Consider the following 21,596-nt stretch of genomic DNA (forward strand, 5'->3'; position numbering starts at 1 on the left):
CCCCGGTGGAGCTCCACCGGGGGGCGTTCCATGTCCGCGGGGGTCAGGCGGCGCCCAGCCGCCTCAGGATGTCGCCGAGGCGGGTGTTGAAGGCCGCGTCGTGGTCGCCGGCCGAGCGCTGCGCGACCCGCTTCAGCCAGAACTCCGCGGCCTCTCCGCAGCCGCTCACGTCGTCGCGCCCGGACGGCTTGCCGAACACCGTGGCGTGCGTCGCCTCGTAGTAGACGAGGTCGGCGCCCGGCGGGGCCCACGCCGCGTCCTCCCAGTCGATCAGCCACGGCAGGCCCCGGCCGCAGTGCCGCAGGTTCCAGGCCGTCAGGTCGCCGTGCATCGGCGCCCAGTGGTCCGGGGTCCCGGACGGGCGGGGCAGCACCGCCGCGAGCCGCCGCTGCAGGTCCGCCAGCAGCGGCGCCAGCGCGACGCCGCGCACCGGGCGGGCCGGGCGCGGCGGCATCGCCTCGATCACCATCCAGTGCCAGCCGGCGGTCTCGTCGCGGTCCAGCACGCGGGGGACGCGGAACCCCTCCGCGCGGCCCTCGGGGAACGCCGACAGCGCGCACTCCTCTCGGTCCAGCTCGCCCGCGTCGTCGCGCAGCTTGAGGAACCCGGTCGGCCGTCCGCCGCGCAGCAGCACCGCCGCCAGGCCCGTCCGGGACGCCTGCGGGCGCTCGTAGAGGGCCAGGCCGTCGAACGTGCCGATCCGCTCCACCAGCGTCCGCCAGCGCTCCGGCCCGCCCGGCGGCTCCCAGCGGACGCGCGGGCCGGGCAGCACGCGCGGCCCGGCGACCGCCACGGCGCCGTACATCGCCCACTGCGCCGCCAGCGCGGGCAGCTTGGAGCGGGTGAACAGCGAGACGCCGGCGAGCGCCCCGCGCCGCGACCCGGCCGGGACCAGGACGTTGCCGGTCCCCATCCGCGGCCGGACGAATTCATGACCAGATGTGGTCATCTGCTCGCTCATGCCGTCACTTACCGCGAACGGTCTTGCGCGTACGGCGACCGGCCAGCAGGTCCTCGCACAGCCGCTCGTAGGACGCCGCGACGTCGTCCCACACGTACCGCTCCGCGGCCCGCTTGCGCGCCGCCGCGCCCCGGTCGCCCGCCGCGCCCGGATCGGCCTCCGCCGCCTCCACCTGCGCCGCCAGCTCCGCCGCGTCGCCGAAGAACCGGCCCGCCTCCTCGCCCAGCACCTCGCGGTTGAAGTTCACGTCGTAGGCCAGCACCGACGCGCCCGCGCCCATGGCGCGCAGCAGCGACGGGTTCGTCCCGCCGACCGAGTGGCCGTGGATGTAGGTGAGCGCGCCCGCGTACAGGGCGTCCAGCAGGTCCTGGTCCCACACGCCGCCCATGAAGGTGATGCGCGGGTCGTCGCCCGCCAGCTCCTTCACCTGCGCGGTGTACTCGTCGGCGTACGGCGCCGAACCGACCACGACCAGCGGCTTCTCGGCCTTGCTGCGCCGGTAGCCCTCCACCGCCAGGTGCACGTGGTTCTCCGGCTCGAACCGGGCGACGACCAGGTGGAACCCGCCCGGCTCGTACCCCGCGTCCGCCAGCTTCCCGGTGTCGGTACCGCTCAGGATCGGCGCGCCGTACGGGATGAACACCGTGTCGGCGTCGAACCGCTCCCGGTAGTAGTCCTGGATGCCGACGGCGTCGGCGATCAGCGCGTCCGACCAGCGCACCGCCATCGCCTCGGCGGCGCGGTAGTACTTCTGCCCGGTCCCGCTCCACTTGGTGCGCTTCCACTCCAGGCCGTCGACGTGCGTGGCGACCGGGATCCGCAGCGTCCGCAGGATCGGCAGCATCGGCGCGTTCGCCGCGTTGAACAGCAGCGCGACGTCCGCGCCCTCCTTGCCGATCTTGCTGCGGAAGGCGTGCAGCACCGACAGGCCGGTGTGGCTGAGCGTCTCGGCGACCTTCTTCTCGATCGCCGGCAGGTACACCAGCCGCATGCCCAGGTACTCCGGCTCGGGGTGGCGCTCGCCCCGGCAGTAGACGGTGACCTCGTGCCCGCCCGCCACCAGCCGCCTGCCGATCTCCTCGACCGCCGTCTCGAAACCGCCGTACCTCGCCGGTACCCCGCGCGTCCCTACCATGGCGATGCGCACCCTGACCCCCAGCCATTACCGTCGCTTTGTGATTGATCCGCACAGATTATGCGGAAGGGCTGCTGCGCGTCCCAGCGGTGAACGACAGTTAATCTGAAGGTTGCGGGAGACTGGTATCCAGGGGGCTGGAGCACCAGAAGGAGGGCAAGTGGCCGAACGGGACGCAAGGTCCGCGGTGGTGCTGGCGCACCCGTCGCCCGACCTCTACGGCTCCGACCGGATGCTCGTGGAGTCGGTGCGCGCACTGGTCCCGGGCCGCCGCGTCATCGTGGCGCTGCCGGCGGACGGGCCGCTCTCGCCGGTGCTGAGGGACGCGGGCGCGGAGGTCGTCGTGCTGCCCGTCCCGGTGCTGCGCAAGGCGTACATGTCGCCGTTCGGGCTCGTGCGCCTGGCGTTCGCCGCGACCCGGGCGCTGCCCCGGGCCTGGCGGCTGCTGCGCCGCGAGCGCGCCGCGGCGCTCTACGTCAACACCGTCACGATCCCGCTGTGGCTGGTCGCCGCGCGGCTCGCCCGGGTGCCCGCGCTGTGCCACGTCCACGAGGCCGAGGACGACGTGCCCGGCCCGGTGCGCGCCGCGCTGTCGATGCCGCTGCGGCTCGCCCGCTCCGTCGTCGTCAACAGCCGCGCCAGCGCCGCCGCGCTCGGCTCCGCCGGGCGGAACGCGCAGATCATCTACAACGGCGTCGAGGAGCCCCCCGGGCCGGTCGAGCCGCCGCGCGCCGAGCTGACCGGGCCCGCGCGGATCGTGCTGGTCGGCCGGCTGTCGCCGCGCAAGGGCTCCGACGTCGCGGTCCGCGCCGTCCGAGCACTGCGTGATCGCGGCTACGATGCGAACCTGACCCTGGTCGGCAGCGTCTTCCCTGGATATGAATGGTTCGAGGAGGAGCTGCGGGCCCTGGCCGGCGACGACGGCGCGGTGGCGTTCGCTGGTTTCCGCCCGTCGGTGTGGAATTCGTTCGCCGAGGCGGACATCGCGATCGTCCCCTCGCGCGTCGAACCCTTCGGTAACGTCGCCGTCGAGGCCATGCTCGCCGGCCGGCCGGTCGTCGCCAGCGCCACCCAGGGGCTGGTGGAGATCGTCACCGACGGGGAGAACGGGGTCCTGGTCGCTCCGGACGACCCGGACGCCCTGGCGGCCGGGATCGCCCGGCTGCTGGACGACTGGAACGGCGCGCTGGCGATGGCCAAGCGGGCCGGCGCCGACGCCGCCCGGCGGTTCGGCAAGGACCGCTACCACCGCGAGCTGCGGGACACCGTCCGCGGACTCGCCGGACCCGAAGCCGCCCCCCACCCGCCCACGGCCTCCTGAGGACTCCAAGAGCATCCGATGACAGCACAGACCCCCGTTACACCGGAGATCAGCCTCGTCGAGGCGGTCTGGCGCTACCGGCTGATGTCGCTCATCATCGTGCTGGCCAGCGTCCTCGCCTCGGTCGCGGCCACCCAGATCCTGTTCGGCGGCGCGACCGCCACCGCCAGGTTCGCGGTCACCGACCCCACCAACAACAACAACGCGCTGCGCATGGGCGTGGTCTCCGGGCAGGGCTACGCCGCCTACACCGCGCAGCGCGCGGCGTTCGCCGGCTCCACCCCGGTGATGGCCCGCGCCGCCGAGATCGTCAAGAGCAAGCACGGCCCGAGCCTCACCGGCGAGCAGCTGCGCGGCCGGGTCAAGACCTCCAGCAAGCCGGACGGCGGCGTCGTCGTCGTCACCGCCAACGGCTCGAACATGCCCGAGGCCGCCGTCATCGCCAACGCGGTGCTGCAGGCCTACCAGGACGTCACCGTCTCCACGAACAACAGCAACCTCGACGAGCAGATCAAGGGGCTGAAGGAGCAGGAGACGAAGATCACCGAGCAGATGCAGTCGACGCAGGCGGGCACGCACGGCTACAAGGTGCTGGCGAGCCAGCTGGCGAAGATCCAGTCGGACGAGAGCGGCCTGCTGTCGGCCCGGTCGAAGAACAACGACGGCGTCCAGTTCACCGACACCGCCGACCCGACCGCGCCGACCCCCAGCAAGCTGCCGCAGAACGGCGCGATCGGCTTCGCGGTCGGCGCGATCCTGGCGTGCATCGTGTCGTTCCTGCGCGCCTCGTCCCGGCCCCGCGCCCAGGTGCTCGGCGGGCCGTCCGCCGCGATGGGCGGGGCCCCGGGCGGCACGCCCGGCGGGGCGCTCGGCGGCCCGGGCACGCCGATGCCCGAGCTTCCGGCGGGCCGGTCCTACCAGGGCCGCCGGTCCCTCGGCGACGGGCGCCCGCCCGCGCCGGCGGACGACGGCTACCGCGCCGACTACCGGTCCGACGCCTACGGCGGCTACGCCGACGAGCAGCAGCCGCCCGAGCGGGGCCGCGGCCGCCGCGCGCGCCGGTCCGCGCCGCCCGCCGACCCCACCGCCGGAGGGGCCTGGGGCCCCGAGGAGGGGCGCGGCGGCCAGGTCGCGCCGCCCGCGTCGGCCACCCAGGCGATCCCCGCCGCCCCGCCGCCCCTCCCGCCGGAGCGCGGCCGGTCGTCGCGGGCGAACGGGGCCGGGACGTCCGGGTCGTCGTCGCGCTCGTCGTCCGGCCCGCGCGGCACGCGGGTGGCCGGCAACGGGGCCTCCACCGGGAACGGGGCGTCCGGCGCGCCCAAGACGCCGCCGGCCAAGCCGCCGTCCGGCAAGGCGCCGCGCAAGGCCGCGCCCAAGGGCCGCGGCGACGCGCCCGCCGAGGCCGACAAGCGGCCCGCCTCCGACATCGCCGCCGAGCTGTGGCCCGACGGCGGCGACCCGACCCGCACCGCCGAGGACCCGCTGTACCTGCTCGGCGGCAAGGCGCCCGGCGCGGACAAGCCGTCCGCCGACAAGCCGGTGTCCGACAAGCCCGCGCCCGACAAGGGCAGGGGCGGCAAGCCCGAGCCGGGCAGCGGGTCCGGCAAGGGAAAAGGCGACACGTCCCTGATGCACTACGACCTGGACAGGTGACGCAGGGGGCTTCGGGACGGAGCTTGAGCACCCCTGAGAGCTCGGTCGAGACGGCCGTCGACATGCCCGCCCTTCCGGACGGCGTGCTCCCCGCCGCCGGGGGCCCCGGTGGCGCGGCCCCCGGCGGCGGGGCCGGGGGCGCGGCCGTGGCGGGCGCAGGCCGCGGCGGGCGGGTCGCGGGGAAGGCCGGGCGGCTGCTGGCGTCCGCGGGCGGCGCGGTCGCCGTGCAGTTCGTCACCGCGGGCGGCAGCCTGGTGGTGCAGTCGCTGGCCGCCCGCACGCTCGGCGCGTCCGGCTACGGCGCGTACGCGCTGCTCTTCTCCATCATCGTCATGATCACCTCGGTGCAGACCAGCTGGGTCGGCGACACCCTCACGGTGTTCGACCGGTTCGAGCCGCGGGTGCGCGGCGCGCTGCTGCTGTCGGTCGGCGGCACCGTGGTCGCCGGCGCGGCCGTGGGCGCGGCCGTCGCGGCCGTCATGCGCCTCGCCGGGCCGCTCGGCATCGCGCTGTTCGCGCTCTCGGTGGCCCTGTGGCTGCTGGAGGAGACCGGGCGGCGGATCTTCACCGCCCGGATGGAGTTCTGGCGGCTGACCGTCAACGACGGCTGCTACCTGCTGACGACGCTCGCGGTGCTCGGCGCCTCGCTCGGCGCCGGCGCGGACGCCTCGGTGGAGCTGCTGCTCGCCTCCATGTGCGCGGGGTCGCTGGCCTCGATCCTGCTGGCCCGGGTGCGGCTGCCGCGCGAGGAGTACGCGCTCGCCCCGCTGCGCGGCACCGCGTTCCGGGAGATCCTCGCGTTCTCGTGGTGGCGGTCGGTGCAGGCCGGCATCCGGCCGACCGCGCTGCTGCTGGCCCGGGTGATGATCGCCGGGTTCGCGTCCACGGCCGCGCTGGCCGGGGTGGAGGCGGCGCGGCTGCTGCTGTCGCCCGCGCTGACGTTCGTCAACGGGGCCGGCTGGTTCCTGCTCGGCGACTTCGCCAAGGCGGAGAAGGCCGGCCGGCCGATGCGGGCCCGGCAGGCGGTGCGGGCGTGCGGGCTGATGTCGGGGATCGCGCTGGTGATGAGCCTCGGCGGGATCGCGCTGGTGGGCTGGCTCGGCCCGGTGGTGACCGGCGGGTCGTTCGACGTGGACCGGACGGCGCTCGGCGGCTGGGCGCTCTACTCGGTGTGCTTCTCCTGCACGTTGCCGCTGGCCAGCCTCGCGACGGCCCGCAAGCAGTCCCGGTCGGTGTTCGTGATCCGCGGCGTGGAGAGCCTCACCGGCCTCGCGGTGCTGCTCGGCCTGCTGGCCGCCGACCCGGGGCACGCCGCGATCGCCCCCTACTGCCTGGGCGCCGGCGGCGTCATCTCCGCCGTGATGCTGTGGCGGATGCTGCGCAGGGGCGACCCGCCGCGCGGGGGCGTCCCGGCGGCCGCCACGGAGCCGGAAGAGCCGCTGGCGGCCTCCCGGCCGTCCGGGGCCCCCGCCGGCAACGCCTGATCAGGCGGCGTACTCGTCGGCCGACGCGGCGGCTGGCGTGCGGGCGGACGGAGCGCCGTCCGCGGCCTCGTCGCCGGCGGGGACGGCCGCCGTTCGGTTCGCGCGCCGCCGTCCGGCCAGCCAGAAGGCGACGGTGCCGGCGGCCAGCACGGTCAGCGTCCACGCGATCGGGACGGCGCCGACGCCGAACATCTTCAGCGCGGACGCGACCAGCACCAGCGCCAGCACGCGGCGGATGAGTCCGCCGGGGGCGCGCGAGGAGATCTTCGAGCCGAGGTAGACGCCGGGGATCGAGCCCACCAGCAGCGCGGCGGTGACCTGCATCTGGAAGTCGCCGAACAGCAGGTGGCCGATCGCGGCGGCGAACACCAGCGGCACCGCCTGCAGCAGGTCGGTGCCGACCAGCTGGTTGGCCTTGAGCGCCGGGTACAGCGCGAGCAGCGCGACGATGATCAGCGAGCCGGAGCCGACCGAGGTGATCCCGACGACCAGGCCGCCGACGAGCCCGATCAGCACGGTCGGCAGCGGCCGGACCCGGATCTCGGGCGCCTCGCCGTCCGCGGCGCCGGGCCGGTCGCGGTCGCGTCGGGACAGCAGCCCGCGGACGACCAGGCCGCCGGCGGCGATCAGCAGCGCGACGCCCATCGCCTTGCTGATGAGGTCCTCGACGCCGCTGCCGTGGCCGAGGGCGCGGGCCAGCAGGACGCCGGAGAAGGCCGCGGGCACCGAGCCGGCGCAGAGCCAGCCGACGAGCCGCATGTTGATCGTGCCCTGCCGGTAGTGCACCGCGCTGCCGACGGGCTTCATCACCGCGGCCGCGACGAGGTCGCTGGAGACCGCCGCGAGCGGGCTGACCCCGAAGAACGTGACGAGCATCGGGGTCATCAGGGCGCCGCCGCCCATCCCCGTCAGGCCGACGACGATCGCGACCAGGAACGAGCCGAGGGCCATGGTCCAGTCGAAGTCCACGACGCCTTCACCCCCCTACGGCGGCATGACCTACCAGCTATATAGGAAAACTCGCCTAACACAGTACGGGACCGCACCCGGGTCTGTTAACCCGGCTGCACCGCAACAAACCCGTCGAAATTGGCGATCTACCCTCTGACGTGGGGAAACGGGACTACTCAGGGCGGACCCAGCCGCCCGCGACCAGCAGGTCGAGCACCCGGTCGACCGCCTCGTCCGGCGCCATCGCCGAGGTGTCCAGCGTGAGGTCGGCGTCGTCCGGCACCTCGTAGGGGTCGGAGATGCCGGTGAACTCCGGGATCAGCCCCGCCCGCGCCTTGGCGTACAGGCCCTTGCGGTCGCGGCGCTCGCACTCCTCCAGCGGCGTCGAGACGTGCACCAGGATGAAGTCGCCCGCCGCCGACACCATCCGCCGCACCTCGGCGCGGGTCGCCGCGTACGGGGCGATCGGCGCGCAGATCGCCACGCCGCCGTGCCGGGTGATCTCCGCCGCGACGAACCCGATCCGCCGGATGTTCAGGTCGCGGTCGGCCTTGGAGAACGTCAGGCCCGCCGACAGCATCCGCCGCACGACGTCCCCGTCCAGCAGCGTGACCGTCCGGCCGCCGCGCTCGACCAGGGCGTCCGCCAGCCCGCGCGCCACCGTGGACTTGCCCGACCCCGACAGGCCGGTGAAGAACACCGTGATGCCGCGCGAGTGCTTGGGCGGGCGCGCCCGCGCCAGCTCCGCGGCGACGGCCGGCGGGGTGAACCAGTCGGGGACGGGCTCGCCGGCGTCCAGCAGCTCGCCGAGCCGCTCGGGCGTCAGCTCCGCCTGCACGTGGTCGGGCTCGATCCGCGCGACCGGGCGCCAGATCTCCACGTCCGCGTCGTAGGCCCACGGCTCGGGCACCACGACCGGGACCGCGGTGCCCTCCGCCTCCTGCTCGGCGAGCAGGTGCGTGGCGCCGTACGCGGCGGCGACGTGCGCGCGCAGCAGCAGGTCGCGCTCGTGGTCGCCGCGCCAGGGCAGCGGCACGGGGACGATCCGCGTCCCGTCCGGCAGCTCCTTGCGGACGCCCAGCAGCGCCCGGACGAGCGACTCGTCGTGCTCGCCGCTCAGCAGCGGCAGCACCAGGACCTGCGCGCCGAGCCGCTCGGCGACCTGGCGGATCTGGCCGAGCTGCTTGCGGTGCAGGGGTTCGCGGGTGGCGACACAAAGGCGGTTGCCGGGGGGTGTGGGGGGTCGCCCCCCCTCGGAAGGCAGGCGGTTGCCGGGGGGTGTGGGGGGTCGCCCCCCCTCGGAAGGCAGGCGGTCGCCGGTCGCTGCCGGGGCGTCCGCCGGGTCTAGCTCGTCGGGGCGGCGGCGCAGGGAGTGGAACGGTCCGTGGGCGGGGGAGCGGAGCGCCTCGAGCGGCCCCGCCAGGCGCCATCCCTGGGTCGTCGGGTCCTGCCACGCCTCGGTGACCTTCAGCACCGCCAGCGGCACGCCCTCCGGGTCCTGCAGCACGATCCGCTCGTGCGCGGTCAGCTCCTTGGGCACCGACAGGGTGACCGGCACCGGCCAGGGCGTCCCGTCGGCGAGCCGCCCCCCGGCGATCACCATCGCGGCGTCGAACGAGCCGAGGAAGCCGGTCAGCGGCCGGTACACCCCCGCCAGCAGCAGCTCCAGGTCGGCGAGCTCCACCGCGTCCGGGGCCCACCCGGGCAGGTCGCGCAGCGTGTCGGGAAGGCCGGCTTCGGCGGTCACCGCGGTCTCCGATCCCGCCCGGCGCGCGCGCCGGGCCGATGCAGGTCAAGGACGATTTCCCGCCAAATTACTGCGGTCGCGGCGGTGCCCGCATCCCCGGCCCCGTCAGATGACCCGGGCGAACCGGTTCTCCGGTTTGCGGATGACGAGGGTGACGTCGCTGTGGTCTGCGGTGAGGCGGCCCCGGCTGGCCGCCGCCACCAGCCGGCACAGCAGGTCGGTGAGGCCGGTTCCGGCCCCGAGCGCGTCGATGGCCTGCCGGGAGGTGTACTCCTCGGAGACCATCAGCCCGCGCATCACGCAGTACCACTGCATGCCCTGCCGGGACGCGACCCGGTCGTAGATCGCGGGCGGCGGCTGCGGCGGCCGGGCCCGTCCGGCGCGCGGCTCGGGCGCCGCCGGTGTCGCCGGTGGCGCGGCGGGCGCCGTGCGCTCCTCGGGCCGCTCCGCCTGCGCGTCCCGCGCGAGGACGGCCCGCTCCGGCTCGGCCGGCGGGCCCGCGGTCTTCGCCGGGCCCCCGGCCGCGCCGTCGGACGGGGCCGGGACGCGGGCGTGCGCGCCCCGCGGGGCCCGGACGGGACGGGCGCGGCGGGCCCGCCTGCGCCGCCCGGACGCGTGCATCCAGCGCGGCAGGTGCCGGTCGAGGAAGCCGAACGCGGTGTTGCGGTCGCGCAGGTGGACCAGCAGCAGCCCGCCGGGCTTGAGCGCGGCGACGAACCGGTCGAGGACGAGCTCGGCGTGCGGGACCCGCTCGACCAGGTAGGTCGCGTGGACGATATCGTAGGCGCGCGGCGGCATCGGGACCGTGCGCAGGTCGCCGAGGTGCCACTCGTCGAGGTCGGGCCGCTCGCAGGCGTGCGCGCGCAGCTCCGGGGACTCCAGGTCGACCCCGGTCACCACGCGGTCGCGGCCGCCGAGGTCCAGTCCGGTGCCCCAGCCGCAGCCCGCCTCCAGGATGTGGATCCGCTGCAGGGGCTTCTCCAGTGCGTACTGCCTCGCGCGTTCTGAGAAGAGATCGCCGTCGTTGACCGGCGGCGTACGCAGATCGGTCACAATCTCGCAGCGTAACCGGCCGACTGCGCTCTGTCCGCTATTTGCCCATTCTTGGTAACCGCCGTGTCGCCCTGCGCGACCCGCCCGGGCCGGGCCCCGGCCTGCGGCGCCGCCAGCGCGGGCGTGGTCGCGGGCGCGTAGTCTGGTACGGGAACCGGGTCCGCTCGCGGATTCCGGTTCTTCGGGCTGCCCTGCCCCTCGGGGTGAACGCGAACTTACGGGCGAAGATGACGCTTTCTGGACTTGTTGACCTTGCGTGCGCCGATCCCGGGCTCGACCGCGCGCTGAAGCAGGCGCGCCTCGACACCGAGGTCGTCGCGCCCCCCGCCACCTGGCCGATCCTCGCCGCGGCGCTGAGCCGCGCGGTCGGCGCCGGCTCCGGCGGTCCCGGCGGGCGGCACGGCGTGGTGCTGGCGGTGACCGCGACCGGCCGCGAGGCCGAGGACCTCACCGCCGCGCTGACCAGCCTCATCGGCGCGGGCCGGGTGGCGCACTTCCCGGCGTGGGAGACGCTGCCGCACGAGAAGCTGTCGCCGCGCTCCGACACGGTCGGGCAGCGCCTGGCGGTGCTGCGCCGGCTCGTCCACCCGAACGCGGCGGACGCGCCCACCGAGGAGGAGACCGGCGCGCACCTGCCGGGCAAGGGCGGCGCGCTGGACGTCGTCGTCACGCCGGTCCGCGCCGTCCTGCAGCCGATCGTGTCGGGGCTCGCCGACCTGGAGCCGGTCCGGCTGGTGTCCGGCGCGGACGCGGACATGGACGACGCCGTCCGCCGCCTCGTGGACGCCGGGTACCACCGCGTCGACCTGGTGGAGAAGCGCGGCGAGATCGCGGTGCGCGGCGGGATCCTGGACGTGTTCCCGCCCACCGAGGAGCACCCGCTGCGGGTGGAGTTCTGGGGCGACACCGTCGAGGAGATCCGCTACTTCAAGGCCGCCGACCAGCGGTCCCTCGAGGTCGCGCAGGACGGGCTGTGGGCGCCGCCGTGCCGCGAGCTGCCGCTGACCGGGAAGGTCCGCGAGCGGGCGAGGCTGCTGGCGCAGGAGCACCCGGCGCTGGAGGAGACCCTCGGCCGGATCGCCGACGGCGACACCGTCGAGGGCATGGAGGCGTTCTCGCCCGTCCTCGCCGAGAGCATGGAGCTGCTCACCGACCTGCTGCCGGAGGGCTCGGCGCTGCTGGTGTGCGAGCCGGAGCGGATCCGCACCCGGTCGGTCGAGCTGGTCCGCACCAGCCAGGAGTTCCTCGAGGCGAGCTGGGTGAACGCCGCCGCCGGCGGCGAGGCGCCCATCGACCTCGGCGCCGCCGCGTTCCGGTCGCTGGAGGAGGTGCGGCTGCACAGCACCGAGCTGGGCCTGCCGCGCTGGAGCGTCACCGCGCTCAACCCCGGGATGCGCGGCGAGGAAGACGGCGACGAGCCCGGCGGCCCGTCCCTCGCCGGCGGGCAGGGCGAGGCGCTGGCCCTCGGCGTGCACGCGGCCGAGGCCTACCGGGGCGACACCTCCCGCGTCGTCGGCGACCTCAAGGGCTGGATCGACGGCGGCTGGCGCGTCGTCCTGGTCACCGCCGGGCACGGGCCCGCCGAGCGGCTCGTCCAGCTCGTCGGCGAGGAGGGCCTCGGCGCGCGGCTGACCGACCTGCCCGGGGCGCCCGAGCCGTCGGTCGTCAACGTCGCCACCGGGCTGCTGGAGAACGGCTTCGTCTGGGAGTCGGTCAAGCTGGCGGTGCTGACCGAGACGGACCTGTCCGGGCAGAAGTCCTCCACCAAGGACGTGCGGCGGATGCCGTCGCGGCGGCGCGGCGGCATCGACCCGCTCCAGCTCAAGCCCGGCGACTACGTGGTGCACGAGCAGCACGGCGTCGGACGGTACGTGGAGATGGTCAGCCGGACGGTGCAGGGCGCCACCCGCGAGTACCTGATCCTGGAGTACGCCAAGAGCGACCGGCTGTTCGTCCCGACCGACCAGCTGGAGGAGCTGACCCGCTACGTCGGCGGTGAGGCGCCCAGCCTGCACCGGCTCGGCGGCGCCGACTGGCAGAAGGCCAAGTCCCGCGCCCGCAAGGCGGTCAAGCAGATCGCCGGGGAGCTGATCCGGCTGTACTCGGCGCGGATGGCGAGCCCCGGGCACGCGTTCGGCCCCGACACCCCGTGGCAGCGCGAGCTGGAGGACGCCTTCCCGTACGTGGAGACGCCCGACCAGCTCGCCGCCATCGACGAGGTGAAGGGCGACATGGAGAAGCCCGTCCCGATGGACCGGCTGATCTGCGGCGACGTCGGCTACGGCAAGACCGAGATCGCGGTGCGCGCGGCGTTCAAGGCCGTCCAGGACGGGCTGCAGGTCGCGGTGCTGGTGCCGACGACGCTGCTCGTCCAGCAGCACATGTCGACGTTCAGCGAGCGGTTCGCCGCGTTCCCGGTCGTGGTGAAACCGATCAGCCGGTTCCAGACCGACGGGGAGATCGAGGCGACGCTGGGCGGCCTCGCCGACGGCACCGTCGACGTGGTGGTCGGCACGCACCGCATCCTGTCGGCGCAGACGAAGTTCAAGAAGCTCGGCCTGGTGATCATCGACGAGGAGCAGCGGTTCGGCGTCGAGCACAAGGAGGAGCTGAAGCGGCTGCGCACGCAGGTCGACGTGCTCGCGATGTCGGCGACGCCGATCCCGCGGACGCTGGAGATGGGCCTGACCGGCATCCGGGAGATGTCCACGATCCTGACCCCGCCGGAGGAGCGGCACCCGGTGCTGACGTTCGTCGGCCCGTACGAGGAGAAGCAGATCGCCGCCGCGATCCGCCGCGAGCTGCTGCGCGAGGGCCAGGTGTTCTTCGTGCACAACCGGGTCCGCTCGATCGACAAGGTCGCGGCGAACATCGCCCGGCTCGTCCCGGAGGCGCGGGTCGCGACCGCGCACGGCCAGATGAACGAGCACGAGCTCGAACGTGTCATGGTCGACTTCTGGGAGAAGAACTACGACGTCCTGGTCGCGACCACGATCGTGGAGTCGGGGCTGGACGTGCCGAACGCCAACACGCTGATCGTCGACCGCGCCGACATGTACGGGCTGTCGCAGATGCACCAGCTGCGCGGGCGCGTCGGGCGCGGCCGGGAGCGCGCGTACGCCTACTTCCTCTACCAGCCGGAGCAGCCGCTGACCGAGACCGCGCACGAGCGGCTCGCGACGCTGGCGCAGCACACCGAGATCGGCGCCGGCATGTACGTCGCGATGAAGGACCTGGAGATCCGCGGCGCGGGCAACATCCTCGGCGCGGAGCAGTCCGGGCACGTCGCCGGCGTCGGGTTCGACCTGTACGTCCGGATGGTCGGCGAGGCCGTCCGGGACCTGAAGGAGGGCGGCGCCGCGCCGGAGGCCGTCGAGACCAAGGTCGAGCTGCCGGTGGACGCGCACCTGCCGCACGAGTACGTGCCGGGCGAGCGGCTGCGGCTGGACGCCTACCGGCGGATCGCGGCGATCACGTCCGAGGACGAGATCGGCGCCGTGCACGAGGAGCTGAAGGACCGGTTCGGGCCGCTGCCCGTCCCGGTGCTGAACCTGCTGGAGGTCGCCCGGTTCCGGGCCAAGGCGCGGCGGGCGGGGCTCAGCGACGTCACCGTCCAGGGCAACTTCATCAAGTTCACGCCGGCGCACCTGCCCGACTCCCGGCAGGTCCGGTTGCAGCGGCTCTACCCCAAGAGCATCCTGAAGCCCGCCACCGACACGCTGCTGGTGCCGGCGCCGAAGACGGCGCCGCTCGGCGGCCGGCCGCTGCGCGACCAGGAGCTGCTGAAGTGGGCGACCGACCTGGTCGAGGCGCTGTTCCTGGAGGCCTCGCCCGCGCCCGCCGGACGGGGATAGGCTGCCCGGACCCCAGTGATCGGGAACGCAGCCGTCCCGGTGGCGCTGGGCGATGTACGGCGACGAACGACGAGACGAGGAACCCGTGCCCGGTAAGTCCGTGAAGGTCGTGGCGGCCGCCGTCGTGGCGGCCGGTGCGCTGGCCGGCTGCGGCGGCCAGCCCCGCGCCGGCACCGCCGCCCTCGTGGGCGGCGACCGCATCACCGTCACCTCCCTCGACCAGACCGTCCGGGACTGGCGCGGCCAGTTCAAGGACGACCCGGTCGCCAACCAGATCCGGGCGAACGCCGGGGGCCTGGCGCCGAACCTCGGCGGCCAGGACTCCGAGACCGACATGCAGGGCGCGCTGAGCCTGCTGGTGAACTTCCGCGTCGCCGACCGGGTCGCGCGGCGGGCGGGCGTGTCGGTGCCCGACGGGCTGGCCGACCAGACCGCGGCGCTCATGGACCGGCGGGGCGGCGCCGGGTCGATCACCCTGGCCAGCGGGCTGCCGCGCTCGCGCACCCGCGACCTGGCGCGCTTCATCGCCACCCAGACCGCGGTGATGCAGAGGTTCGGCGCCGACATGAACAACGCGCAGAGCCCGCTGACGCAGCGGGCCGCGCAGCAGTGGGGGCGGCTGTTCCAGCAGACCGCGGACGGCATGCACATCAAGATCAACCCGCGGTTCGGCCGGTACGACCCGGCCAAGGTGGACATCGGCCCGGTCGCGTACGAGCTGTCGTCGGCCGAAACGGGCACCACCGACCAATGAGCTTGACCTTGCTCGCGACGACGCATCGGGTCGCGCCCGGGCTGCTGTCGTGGAAGGCGTGGGACGTGCTCCGGTCGGCGGGGCGGGTGCTCGTCCGGCCCGGCCATCCGCTGCTGCCGTACCTGCGCGACGCCGGGGTCGCGGCCGAGGAGACGGCCGTCCCGGACCCGGCCGCGCTGGTCGCCGCCGCGCGGGACGGGGACGTGGTGTGGGTCGCGGCGCCGGAGGGCGACGAGGACCTGATGCGCGAAGTCGGCGCCCTCGTCGTGAGCGACCCGCTGGACGTGGAGGTGCTGCACGGCTCCTACGACCTGCCGGGCGCGCGGCTGCTCGACCTCGTCGCGGTGATGGACACGCTGCGCCGCGACTGCCCGTGGGACCGCGAGCAGACGCACGAGACGCTCGTCCCGTACCTGCTCGAGGAGGCCTACGAGGTCCTCGACACGATCGAGAACGGCGACTACGGCGCGCTGCGCGAGGAGCTCGGCGACGTGCTGATGCAGGTGGCGTTCCACTCGGCGGTGGCCGCGGAGCGCACCGGCGAGGACGCGTTCACCGTCGACGACGTCGCCGCCGGGATCGTCGACAAGCTCGTCCGGCGGCATCCGCACGTGTTCGGGGACGTGGCGGTGTCGGGCGCCGACGAGGTCAACGCGAACTGGGAGCAGATCAAGGCGGCCGAGCGGGCGGCGAAGAGCGGCGCCGGGGCGTCGGCGCTGGACGGCGTCGCGATGGGCCAGCCGTCGCTGTCGCTGGCGGCGAAGCTGCACCGCCGCGCCGGCCGGATCGGGGCCCCGGACGATCTCGCGCCGGCCTCCGCGCGGGACGCCGGCACCGCCGACGACCTGGGAATACGCCTATTCGCCCTGGTCCGGGAGGCCGTTGATCGCGGACTCGACCCGGAGGCGGAGTTGCGGGCCGTTTCCCGGGTATTCCGCGATCGTGTCAGAGCGTGGGAACGAGGGCAGGCGCACGACTGAGGCCGGTCCCCGGGCGAAGGCCCCGGGGGGCCGGGCCGCCGCCCCCGGGGGCGGCGGTGGTCCGTGGGGGAGTGACCGGAACATCGCCGATGGGGTGGTCCGTCCGGGACGGCGCGTCTACAGTGATCGCGTGCCGAACGGGGCCGCTGGCGGCGGTGAGGACGGGAACCGGGCACCGGTGCGCCGTCCGCGCCGGCTGCTGACCGCCTCCACGACCCCCGCCGAGAAGCTCCGCGCGCTGCGCGGCCTGGGCGCCCTCGGCGGGCTCGCCGGGGTGCTGGTCGCGCTGATCGTGCTGCCGACCGCCTGCACGGCCGGGGTCAACGCCCGCGACTCGGCCCGCTGGTTCGACAGCGCCCCCGCCGACCTGGACACCTCCGGGGTGCCGCAGCGGTCCCGGATCCTCGCCGCCGACGGCACCACCGTCGCGACGTTCTTCTACCAGAACCGGGTGGACGTCCAGCTCGGCGGGATCGCGCCGATGGTCCGCAAGGCGGTCGTGGCGATCGAGGACAGCCGCTTCTACGAGCACGGCGCCATCGACGCGCAGGGCACGCTGCGGGCGCTGGTCAGCGACCTCGGCAGCGGCGAGGTCACCCAGGGCGGCTCCGGCATCACCCAGCAGTACGTGAAGAACCTGCTGCTCACCCAGGCCGACTCGGTCGCCGAGCGCAGGGCCGCCAAGGAGATCTCCGCGGCCCGCAAGATCCGCGAGCTGCGGTACGCGGTGGCGCTGGAGAAGCGCTACTCCAAGGACGAGATCCTGCGCCGCTACCTCAACATCGCCTACTACGGCGCGGGCGCCTACGGCATCGAGGCGGCGTCGCGCCGCTACTTCTCCAAGCACGCCTCGCAGCTGAACCTCGCCGAGTCGGCGCTGCTGGCCGGGATCGTCCGGTACCCGTTCGCCTACGACCCGACCCGGCATCCCGAGGCGGCCCGCAAGCGGCGCGACACCGTCCTGCAGCGGATGGCCGACCTCGGCTACATCAGCCCGTCCACCGCCAGGACGACCGAACGGCAGCCGGTCAGGCTGCATGTGCAGGAGGTCAAGAGCGGCTGCGTCACCAGCAGGGCGCCGTTCTTCTGCGACTACGTCCAGCGCGACATCCTCGCGAACCCGGTGTTCGGCAAGACGGCCGCCGACCGGGAGAAGCTGCTGAAACGCGGCGGGCTCACCATCCGCACCACGCTGGACCGGCGGGCGCAGAAGGCCGCGCAGCGCGCCGTCGACCAGCACGTCCCGGCGAAGAACTCCGCGCACAAGGCCGCCGCCGAGGCGATGGTGGAGCCCGGCACCGGCCGGATCAGGGCGATGGTCGTCGACCGCAGGCTCGGCTCGGACAGGGTGCGCGGCAAGACCTGGATCAACTTCGCCGCCGACGCCGACCACGGCTCCAGCATCGGCATGCAGGCCGGGTCGACGTTCAAGGTGTTCACGCTGGCCGCCGCGCTCGACGAGGACATGCCGTTCGGCACCCGGCTGATGGCGCCCCGGGAGTTCACGCCGGTCGGCTACCGCAACTGCAAGGGCGACCGCGTCGGCGACGCGGGCACCTCGCTGCACAACGCCGGCGACGGCGAGGGCGGCAAGCCGTTCAGCATCGTCACCGGCACACAGCACTCGGTGAACACCTTCTTCCTCGCGCTGGAGAAGAAGGTCGGGCTGTGCCCGACCGTGAAGATGGCCGAGAAGCTCGGCATGAAGCAGGCCACCGGCAAGCCGCTGCAGCAGTACCCGTCGTTCACGCTCGGCATCAACCAGGTGTCGCCGGTCCGGCTCGCCGCCGCCTACGCCGCGTTCGGCGCGCGCGGCAAGTACTGCTCGCCGGTCGCGATCACGCAGATCACCAATGCCGCCGGGCACCGCCTCAAGGTGCCGAGCGCGCACTGCGAGCAGGCCGTCAGCAAGGAGACGGCCGACGCCGTCAACTACGTGCTGCGCGGCGTGCTGACCAAGGGCACCGCCGCCGGGCAGGGGATCGGACGTCCCGCCGCGGGCAAGACCGGGACCGTCGACAACTTCTCCGCCGCCTGGTTCGCCGGCTACACCCCCGACCTGGCCTCCGCCGTCTGGGTCGGCGACCCGCGCGGCGGCTACGAGCACCCGATGACCGACCTGTGCATGGACGGCCGCTGCTACGGCCCCGTCTACGGCGCGACGATCCCCGCGCCGATCTGGCACCAGAGCATGATGGGCGCTCTGGAGGGCACGCCCGGGTCGCCGTTCGTCCGGCCGTCCGCGCGCTTCTTCAGCAAGGGCTCGGGCGAGGAGCGCGCCAAGCTGCCGGACGTGCGCGGGCTGAAGGTCGGCGACGCCGCCGCCAAGCTGCGCGCCGCCGGGTTCAAGGTGCGGATCGGCGGCGCGGTCAAGTCCGACTACCCGAAGGGGACGGTCGCCGAGGTCTCCCCGTCGTCTCCCCGGCCCGGCGGCACGGTCACGCTCCGCCCCAGCGGCGGCAAGCAGAAGCACCGCGACGAGGCGGGCGGGCACCGCCGCGGAATACCCGGCTGACCTGCGCACCTGTGTGATCGTCGGCCGCCGGGGTAGATCATCGGGCGGGGATCCCATCACGCAGTCCATCGGGGGGACGTCATGCGAGCCATCGCCGTGTCCGAATACGGCGCCACACCGGCGCCCACGCACCTGCCGCGCCCGGAGCCCGGCCCCGGCGAGATCCTGGTCAAGATGATCGCGGCGGGCCTCAACCCGGTCGACTGGAAGATCGCGGACGGGATGCTCAAGGATTCGGTCGAGGCCCGGTTCCCGCTCGTCCTCGGCCAGGACGGCGCCGGCGTCGTCGAGGCCGCCGGCGAGGGCGTCACCCGGCTGCGGCACGGCGAGCAGGTCTACGGCGTGTTCCGCGACGTCGGGCGGGGCATCGGCAGCTATGCCGAGTACGCGCTGGCCGCCGAGGACGGCCCGGTCGCCCGGATGCCCGAGGGCATGATCTACACGCAGGCCGCCGCGGTGCCGACCGCGTGCGCGACCGCCCTGGCGATGGTGGACGAGGCGAACCTCGACACCGGCCAGACCGCCCTCGTGGTCGGCGCCACCGGCGGCGTCGGGCAGGCGCTCGTCCAGCTCGCCGCCCGCACCGGCGCCAAGGTCATCGCCACTGCCCGCGACGACATGGCCGGCACGATCCGCCGCCTCGGCGCCGACGAGACCGTCGACCACTCCATGGGCGACCTGAACGACCAGGTGCTCCGCGTCCACAACGACGGCATCGACGCCGTCCTCGACGTGGTCAGCGACACCCGGGGCACCGAGCGCCTCGCGCAGCTCCTGCGCCCCGGCGGCGTCTACCTCAGCACCACCTGGTCGGTGAACCCCGACGCCATGCAGGCCCAGGGCCTGCGCGGGGTCAACCACACGGGCGAGCCGTCCGCCGAGCTGCTGGACCGGCTGTCCGACCTGATCGACGCGGGCGAGCTGCGGGTGATGGTCGAGCGCGAGGTCCCCCTGGAGGCGGCGGGCGACGCGCTCGCCGACAACCGCGCCGGCGGCGCACGCGGCAAGACCGTGATCAGGATCTAGGTGATCGCGGCGGCCGAGCGGGCATGCAGGCACTGCCGAACCCCGACAAGGAGGGCCCCATGAACGACGACGAGAAGCGCGCCCGGCTCCGCGACCTGGACGCGAACATCTCCCGGCTGCGCGCCGAGCTGCCCCCGCCGAACGGCGACGCCGCCGACTTCGTCGACGCCGGTCAGAACCTCGCCGCCCGCGAGGAGCTCGCGGGCCAGATCGAGGCCCTGGAGAACGAGCGCCAGCAGCTCCGCGACGAGCTCGGGACGTCCTGACCCGCGGGAACAAACGGCCCCGCCGCCCGGTTTCGAGTTGCGTCAAGCAACCCGGAAAGGGGGCCACGTGACCACCTACGAGGACTTCCAGCGCGCCGCCCTGTTCTTCGACGCCAAGGACTACGCGGGCGCCGCCCGCCTGCTGGCCCCCATCGCCGCCGAGGAGCCGGGCAACCGTGCCGCGCTGGAGCTGCTGGCCCGCGCCTACTTCCACAGCGCCCAGCTCTCCCGCGCGGAGGAGGCGTTCCGCCGCCTCGTCGACCTGGACCCCGGCAACGGCTGGGCCCACGAGGCGCTGGCCCGCACCCTCGAACGCCGCAGCCGCCCCGACGAGGCCCGCACCTACCGCAACCTCGCCAGGGCAATGGGCGTGGGCCCAGCCGAAAAGGTCGACGTCTCCCTGACAGCCGCCGACCTGGCCTGACCCCAGCGCCCGTCAACCGTGACGGGGGGTTCCAGGGGGGTCGCCCCCCCGGGGCAGACGCAACACGAAGCGTGCCCCCTCGTCCTCCTCCTGTCGGTCGGCGAGGATGAGGGAGCCGCCGTGGGCGGCGGCGATGTCGCGGGAGATGGCGAGGCCGAGGCCGGTGCCGCCGGCGTCGCGGTGCCGGCCCTCGTTGAGGCGGGTGAAGCGTTCGAAGACCCGTTCGCGGTCCTCGGGGTCGATGCCGCCGCCGTCGTCGATCACCTCGACCACGGCGGTGGCGGGCTCCTCGGTGCCGACGATCACGGTGACGGCGGACCTGGCGTGCCGGTCGGCGTTGTCGATCAGGTTGGTGAGCAGGCGGGCCAGCTCGGAGCGTCCGCCGGTCACCGTGACCGGGCCCTCGGAGAGCACGGTGACGCGGGCGCGGCGGGGGCGGCGGAGCACCTCCTGGTCGGCCAGCTCGGTCAGGTCCACGGTCTCGCGGGGGAAGTTGCGGTCGGCCTCCAGCCGGGCGAGGGCGAGCAGGTCGTCCACGACGGCGCCGACCCGGTCGGTGTTGCTGAGCAGGGCGCGCAGCGTGTCGGGCAGGTCGGTGGCGTCCGGGTCGGCGAGCGCCAGCTCCAGCTCCATCCGCAGGCCGGCGAGGGGGCTGCGCAGCTCGTGCGAGACGTCGACGACGAACGCGCGCTGCCGCGCCACCGCCTCCTCCAGCCGGTCGAGGGTGGCGTTGATGCTGTTGGCGAGCACGGCGATCTCGTCGCGGCGGTGCGGGACCGGGACGCGGCGCTGGATGTCGGTCGCGGTGATCTCGTCCAGCTCCCGGCGGATCGCCTCCACCGAGCGCAGCGTCTGGCCCGCCGACAGCCACGTCCCGTAGCCGACCATCCCGGTGACCACGGGGATGGCGAGCGCGAGCAGCGCCGCGAGCAGCGGACGCGGGAACAGGCCCGGCTCGGGCGCGAGGGTGAGGACGAAGTCCTGGGCCGGTCCCGGCAGGCCCACCCGGTACTCGACGACCTGGAAGCAGGGGCCGCCGGGCGCGTCGACGGTGCAGCTGATGCCTTCGCGGCGGTCGTCGCCGGGCGGGGGGCGGGGGAAGGCCAGCGGCGGCCGGCCCTCCATCCCGGGGCTGGCCGCGATGACGCGGTGCCGGTCGTTCAGCACCTGCGCGAGGCTGCGGTCGGTGGCCGTGTAGACGTGCGGCGACGGCAGCACGTTCGCGTGGATCAGCGTCGCGATGCGGCGGCCCTCGCGGGACAGGTCGTCGGTGGTGTCGGTCTTGACGTCCCGCCTGATCAGCCACAGGCAGGCCACGTAGGCGAGGGTGGTCAGCAGCAGCGCGACCGCCGCCGCCATCGCCGTCACCCGCGTCCGGATCCGGGGGCCGTGCAGCGCGACCCGCCACACCCAGCGGGTCAGGACCGCTGGGACACGGCGGGACCGGACACCGATGACGACCTCCCGGGTAT

Annotated in this window: 16 protein-coding genes; 10 read left to right on the top strand and 6 right to left on the bottom strand. The window is 74.4% G+C overall.

The annotated features are described in order from the left end of the window. Positions 1–43: 43 nt before the first annotated feature. Positions 44–961 carry a phosphotransferase gene (locus QP089_RS15550; protein WP_285912297.1) on the bottom strand — a complete coding sequence of 306 codons (918 nt, stop codon included), beginning with the start codon at positions 959–961 and terminating at the stop codon, positions 44–46. A 4-nt stretch (positions 962–965) separates the two neighbouring features. Further along, the gene (locus tag QP089_RS15555) at positions 966–2,096 is read right to left on the bottom strand and encodes a DUF1972 domain-containing protein (RefSeq protein ID WP_285912298.1); all 1,131 of its coding nucleotides are present in this window, start codon (positions 2,094–2,096) and stop codon (positions 966–968) included. 160 nt (positions 2,097–2,256) lie between these two features. On the opposite strand from QP089_RS15555, the gene QP089_RS15560 reads away from it, so the two are divergent. From QP089_RS15560 to QP089_RS15570, 3 genes are read left to right on the top strand one after another with little or no spacing between them, the layout of a single operon-like run. Then, a complete protein-coding gene (locus QP089_RS15560) occupies positions 2,257–3,417 on the top strand; it encodes a glycosyltransferase family 4 protein (protein ID WP_285912299.1) in 1,161 nt (386 codons plus the stop codon). 18 nt (positions 3,418–3,435) lie between these two features. Next, positions 3,436–5,070 (top strand): hypothetical protein, encoded by a 1,635-nt coding sequence (locus QP089_RS15565; RefSeq protein ID WP_285912300.1) that lies wholly within the window; start codon positions 3,436–3,438, stop codon positions 5,068–5,070. Between the two features lie 23 nt (positions 5,071–5,093). Next, positions 5,094–6,554, top strand: coding sequence for a lipopolysaccharide biosynthesis protein (locus QP089_RS15570; protein WP_285912301.1), 1,461 nt, complete (start codon positions 5,094–5,096; stop codon positions 6,552–6,554). Here the strand turns inward: QP089_RS15570 and QP089_RS15575 are convergent, their stop codons facing one another. The 3 genes from QP089_RS15575 to QP089_RS15585 all read right to left on the bottom strand — a co-directional run bounded on the left by QP089_RS15575 (position 6,555) and on the right by QP089_RS15585 (position 10,305). Further along, a complete protein-coding gene (locus tag QP089_RS15575; RefSeq protein WP_285912302.1) occupies positions 6,555–7,523 on the bottom strand; it encodes a sulfite exporter TauE/SafE family protein in 969 nt (322 codons plus the stop codon). A gap of 154 nt (positions 7,524–7,677) precedes the next feature. Beyond that, positions 7,678–9,252, bottom strand: coding sequence for an adenylyl-sulfate kinase (gene cysC / locus QP089_RS15580; RefSeq protein ID WP_285912303.1), 1,575 nt, complete (start codon positions 9,250–9,252; stop codon positions 7,678–7,680). 105 nt (positions 9,253–9,357) lie between these two features. Beyond that, positions 9,358–10,305: a class I SAM-dependent methyltransferase gene (locus QP089_RS15585; protein WP_285912304.1), complete on the bottom strand. Its 948-nt coding sequence runs from the start codon at positions 10,303–10,305 to the stop codon at positions 9,358–9,360. Positions 10,306–10,532: 227 nt separating this feature from the next. Between QP089_RS15585 and mfd the strand changes: the two genes are divergently transcribed. From mfd to QP089_RS15620, 7 genes are all read left to right on the top strand, one after another. After that, positions 10,533–14,159 carry a transcription-repair coupling factor gene (gene mfd, locus QP089_RS15590; protein WP_285912305.1) on the top strand — a complete coding sequence of 1,209 codons (3,627 nt, stop codon included), beginning with the start codon at positions 10,533–10,535 and terminating at the stop codon, positions 14,157–14,159. 85 nt (positions 14,160–14,244) lie between these two features. Continuing rightward, a complete protein-coding gene (locus tag QP089_RS15595) occupies positions 14,245–14,913 on the top strand; it encodes a hypothetical protein (protein WP_285912306.1) in 669 nt (222 codons plus the stop codon). Next, positions 14,910–15,893 (top strand): nucleoside triphosphate pyrophosphohydrolase, encoded by a 984-nt coding sequence (locus tag QP089_RS15600; RefSeq protein WP_285912307.1) that lies wholly within the window; start codon positions 14,910–14,912, stop codon positions 15,891–15,893. Before QP089_RS15595 ends, QP089_RS15600 begins: the two co-directional genes overlap by 4 nt. 130 nt (positions 15,894–16,023) lie before the next feature. Further along, positions 16,024–18,408: a penicillin-binding protein gene (locus QP089_RS15605; protein ID WP_285912308.1), complete on the top strand. Its 2,385-nt coding sequence runs from the start codon at positions 16,024–16,026 to the stop codon at positions 18,406–18,408. Positions 18,409–18,489: 81 nt separating this feature from the next. Beyond that, entirely contained in the window at positions 18,490–19,434 is a 945-nt protein-coding gene (locus tag QP089_RS15610; RefSeq protein ID WP_285912309.1) for an NADP-dependent oxidoreductase, read from the top strand. Positions 19,435–19,493: 59 nt separating this feature from the next. After that, positions 19,494–19,700: a hypothetical protein gene (locus QP089_RS15615; RefSeq protein ID WP_285912310.1), complete on the top strand. Its 207-nt coding sequence runs from the start codon at positions 19,494–19,496 to the stop codon at positions 19,698–19,700. A 67-nt stretch (positions 19,701–19,767) separates the two neighbouring features. Continuing rightward, positions 19,768–20,124, top strand: coding sequence for a tetratricopeptide repeat protein (locus QP089_RS15620; protein ID WP_285912311.1), 357 nt, complete (start codon positions 19,768–19,770; stop codon positions 20,122–20,124). 12 nt (positions 20,125–20,136) lie between these two features. On the opposite strand, the gene QP089_RS15625 is transcribed toward QP089_RS15620, so the two are convergent. Further along, positions 20,137–21,534 carry a sensor histidine kinase gene (locus tag QP089_RS15625; protein ID WP_285912312.1) on the bottom strand — a complete coding sequence of 466 codons (1,398 nt, stop codon included), beginning with the start codon at positions 21,532–21,534 and terminating at the stop codon, positions 20,137–20,139. Between the last annotated feature and the right edge of the window lie 62 nt (positions 21,535–21,596).

This window comes from Actinomadura opuntiae (genome assembly GCF_030283205.1).
Taxonomy (GTDB): domain Bacteria; phylum Actinomycetota; class Actinomycetes; order Streptosporangiales; family Streptosporangiaceae; genus Spirillospora.

What these genes read in the sequence shown, in the direction of transcription:
- QP089_RS15550 (WP_285912297.1), bottom strand. Translation starts at nt 961, where the DNA reads ATGAGCGAGCAGATGACCACATCTGGTCATGAATTCGTCCGGCCGCGG.
- QP089_RS15555 (WP_285912298.1), bottom strand. Translation starts at nt 2,096, where the DNA reads ATGGTAGGGACGCGCGGGGTACCGGCGAGGTACGGCGGTTTCGAGACG.
- QP089_RS15565 (WP_285912300.1), top strand. Translation starts at nt 3,436, where the DNA reads ATGACAGCACAGACCCCCGTTACACCGGAGATCAGCCTCGTCGAGGCG.
- mfd (WP_285912305.1), top strand. Translation starts at nt 10,533, where the DNA reads ATGACGCTTTCTGGACTTGTTGACCTTGCGTGCGCCGATCCCGGGCTC.
- QP089_RS15600 (WP_285912307.1), top strand. Translation starts at nt 14,910, where the DNA reads ATGAGCTTGACCTTGCTCGCGACGACGCATCGGGTCGCGCCCGGGCTG.
- QP089_RS15610 (WP_285912309.1), top strand. Translation starts at nt 18,490, where the DNA reads ATGCGAGCCATCGCCGTGTCCGAATACGGCGCCACACCGGCGCCCACG.
- QP089_RS15615 (WP_285912310.1), top strand. Translation starts at nt 19,494, where the DNA reads ATGAACGACGACGAGAAGCGCGCCCGGCTCCGCGACCTGGACGCGAAC.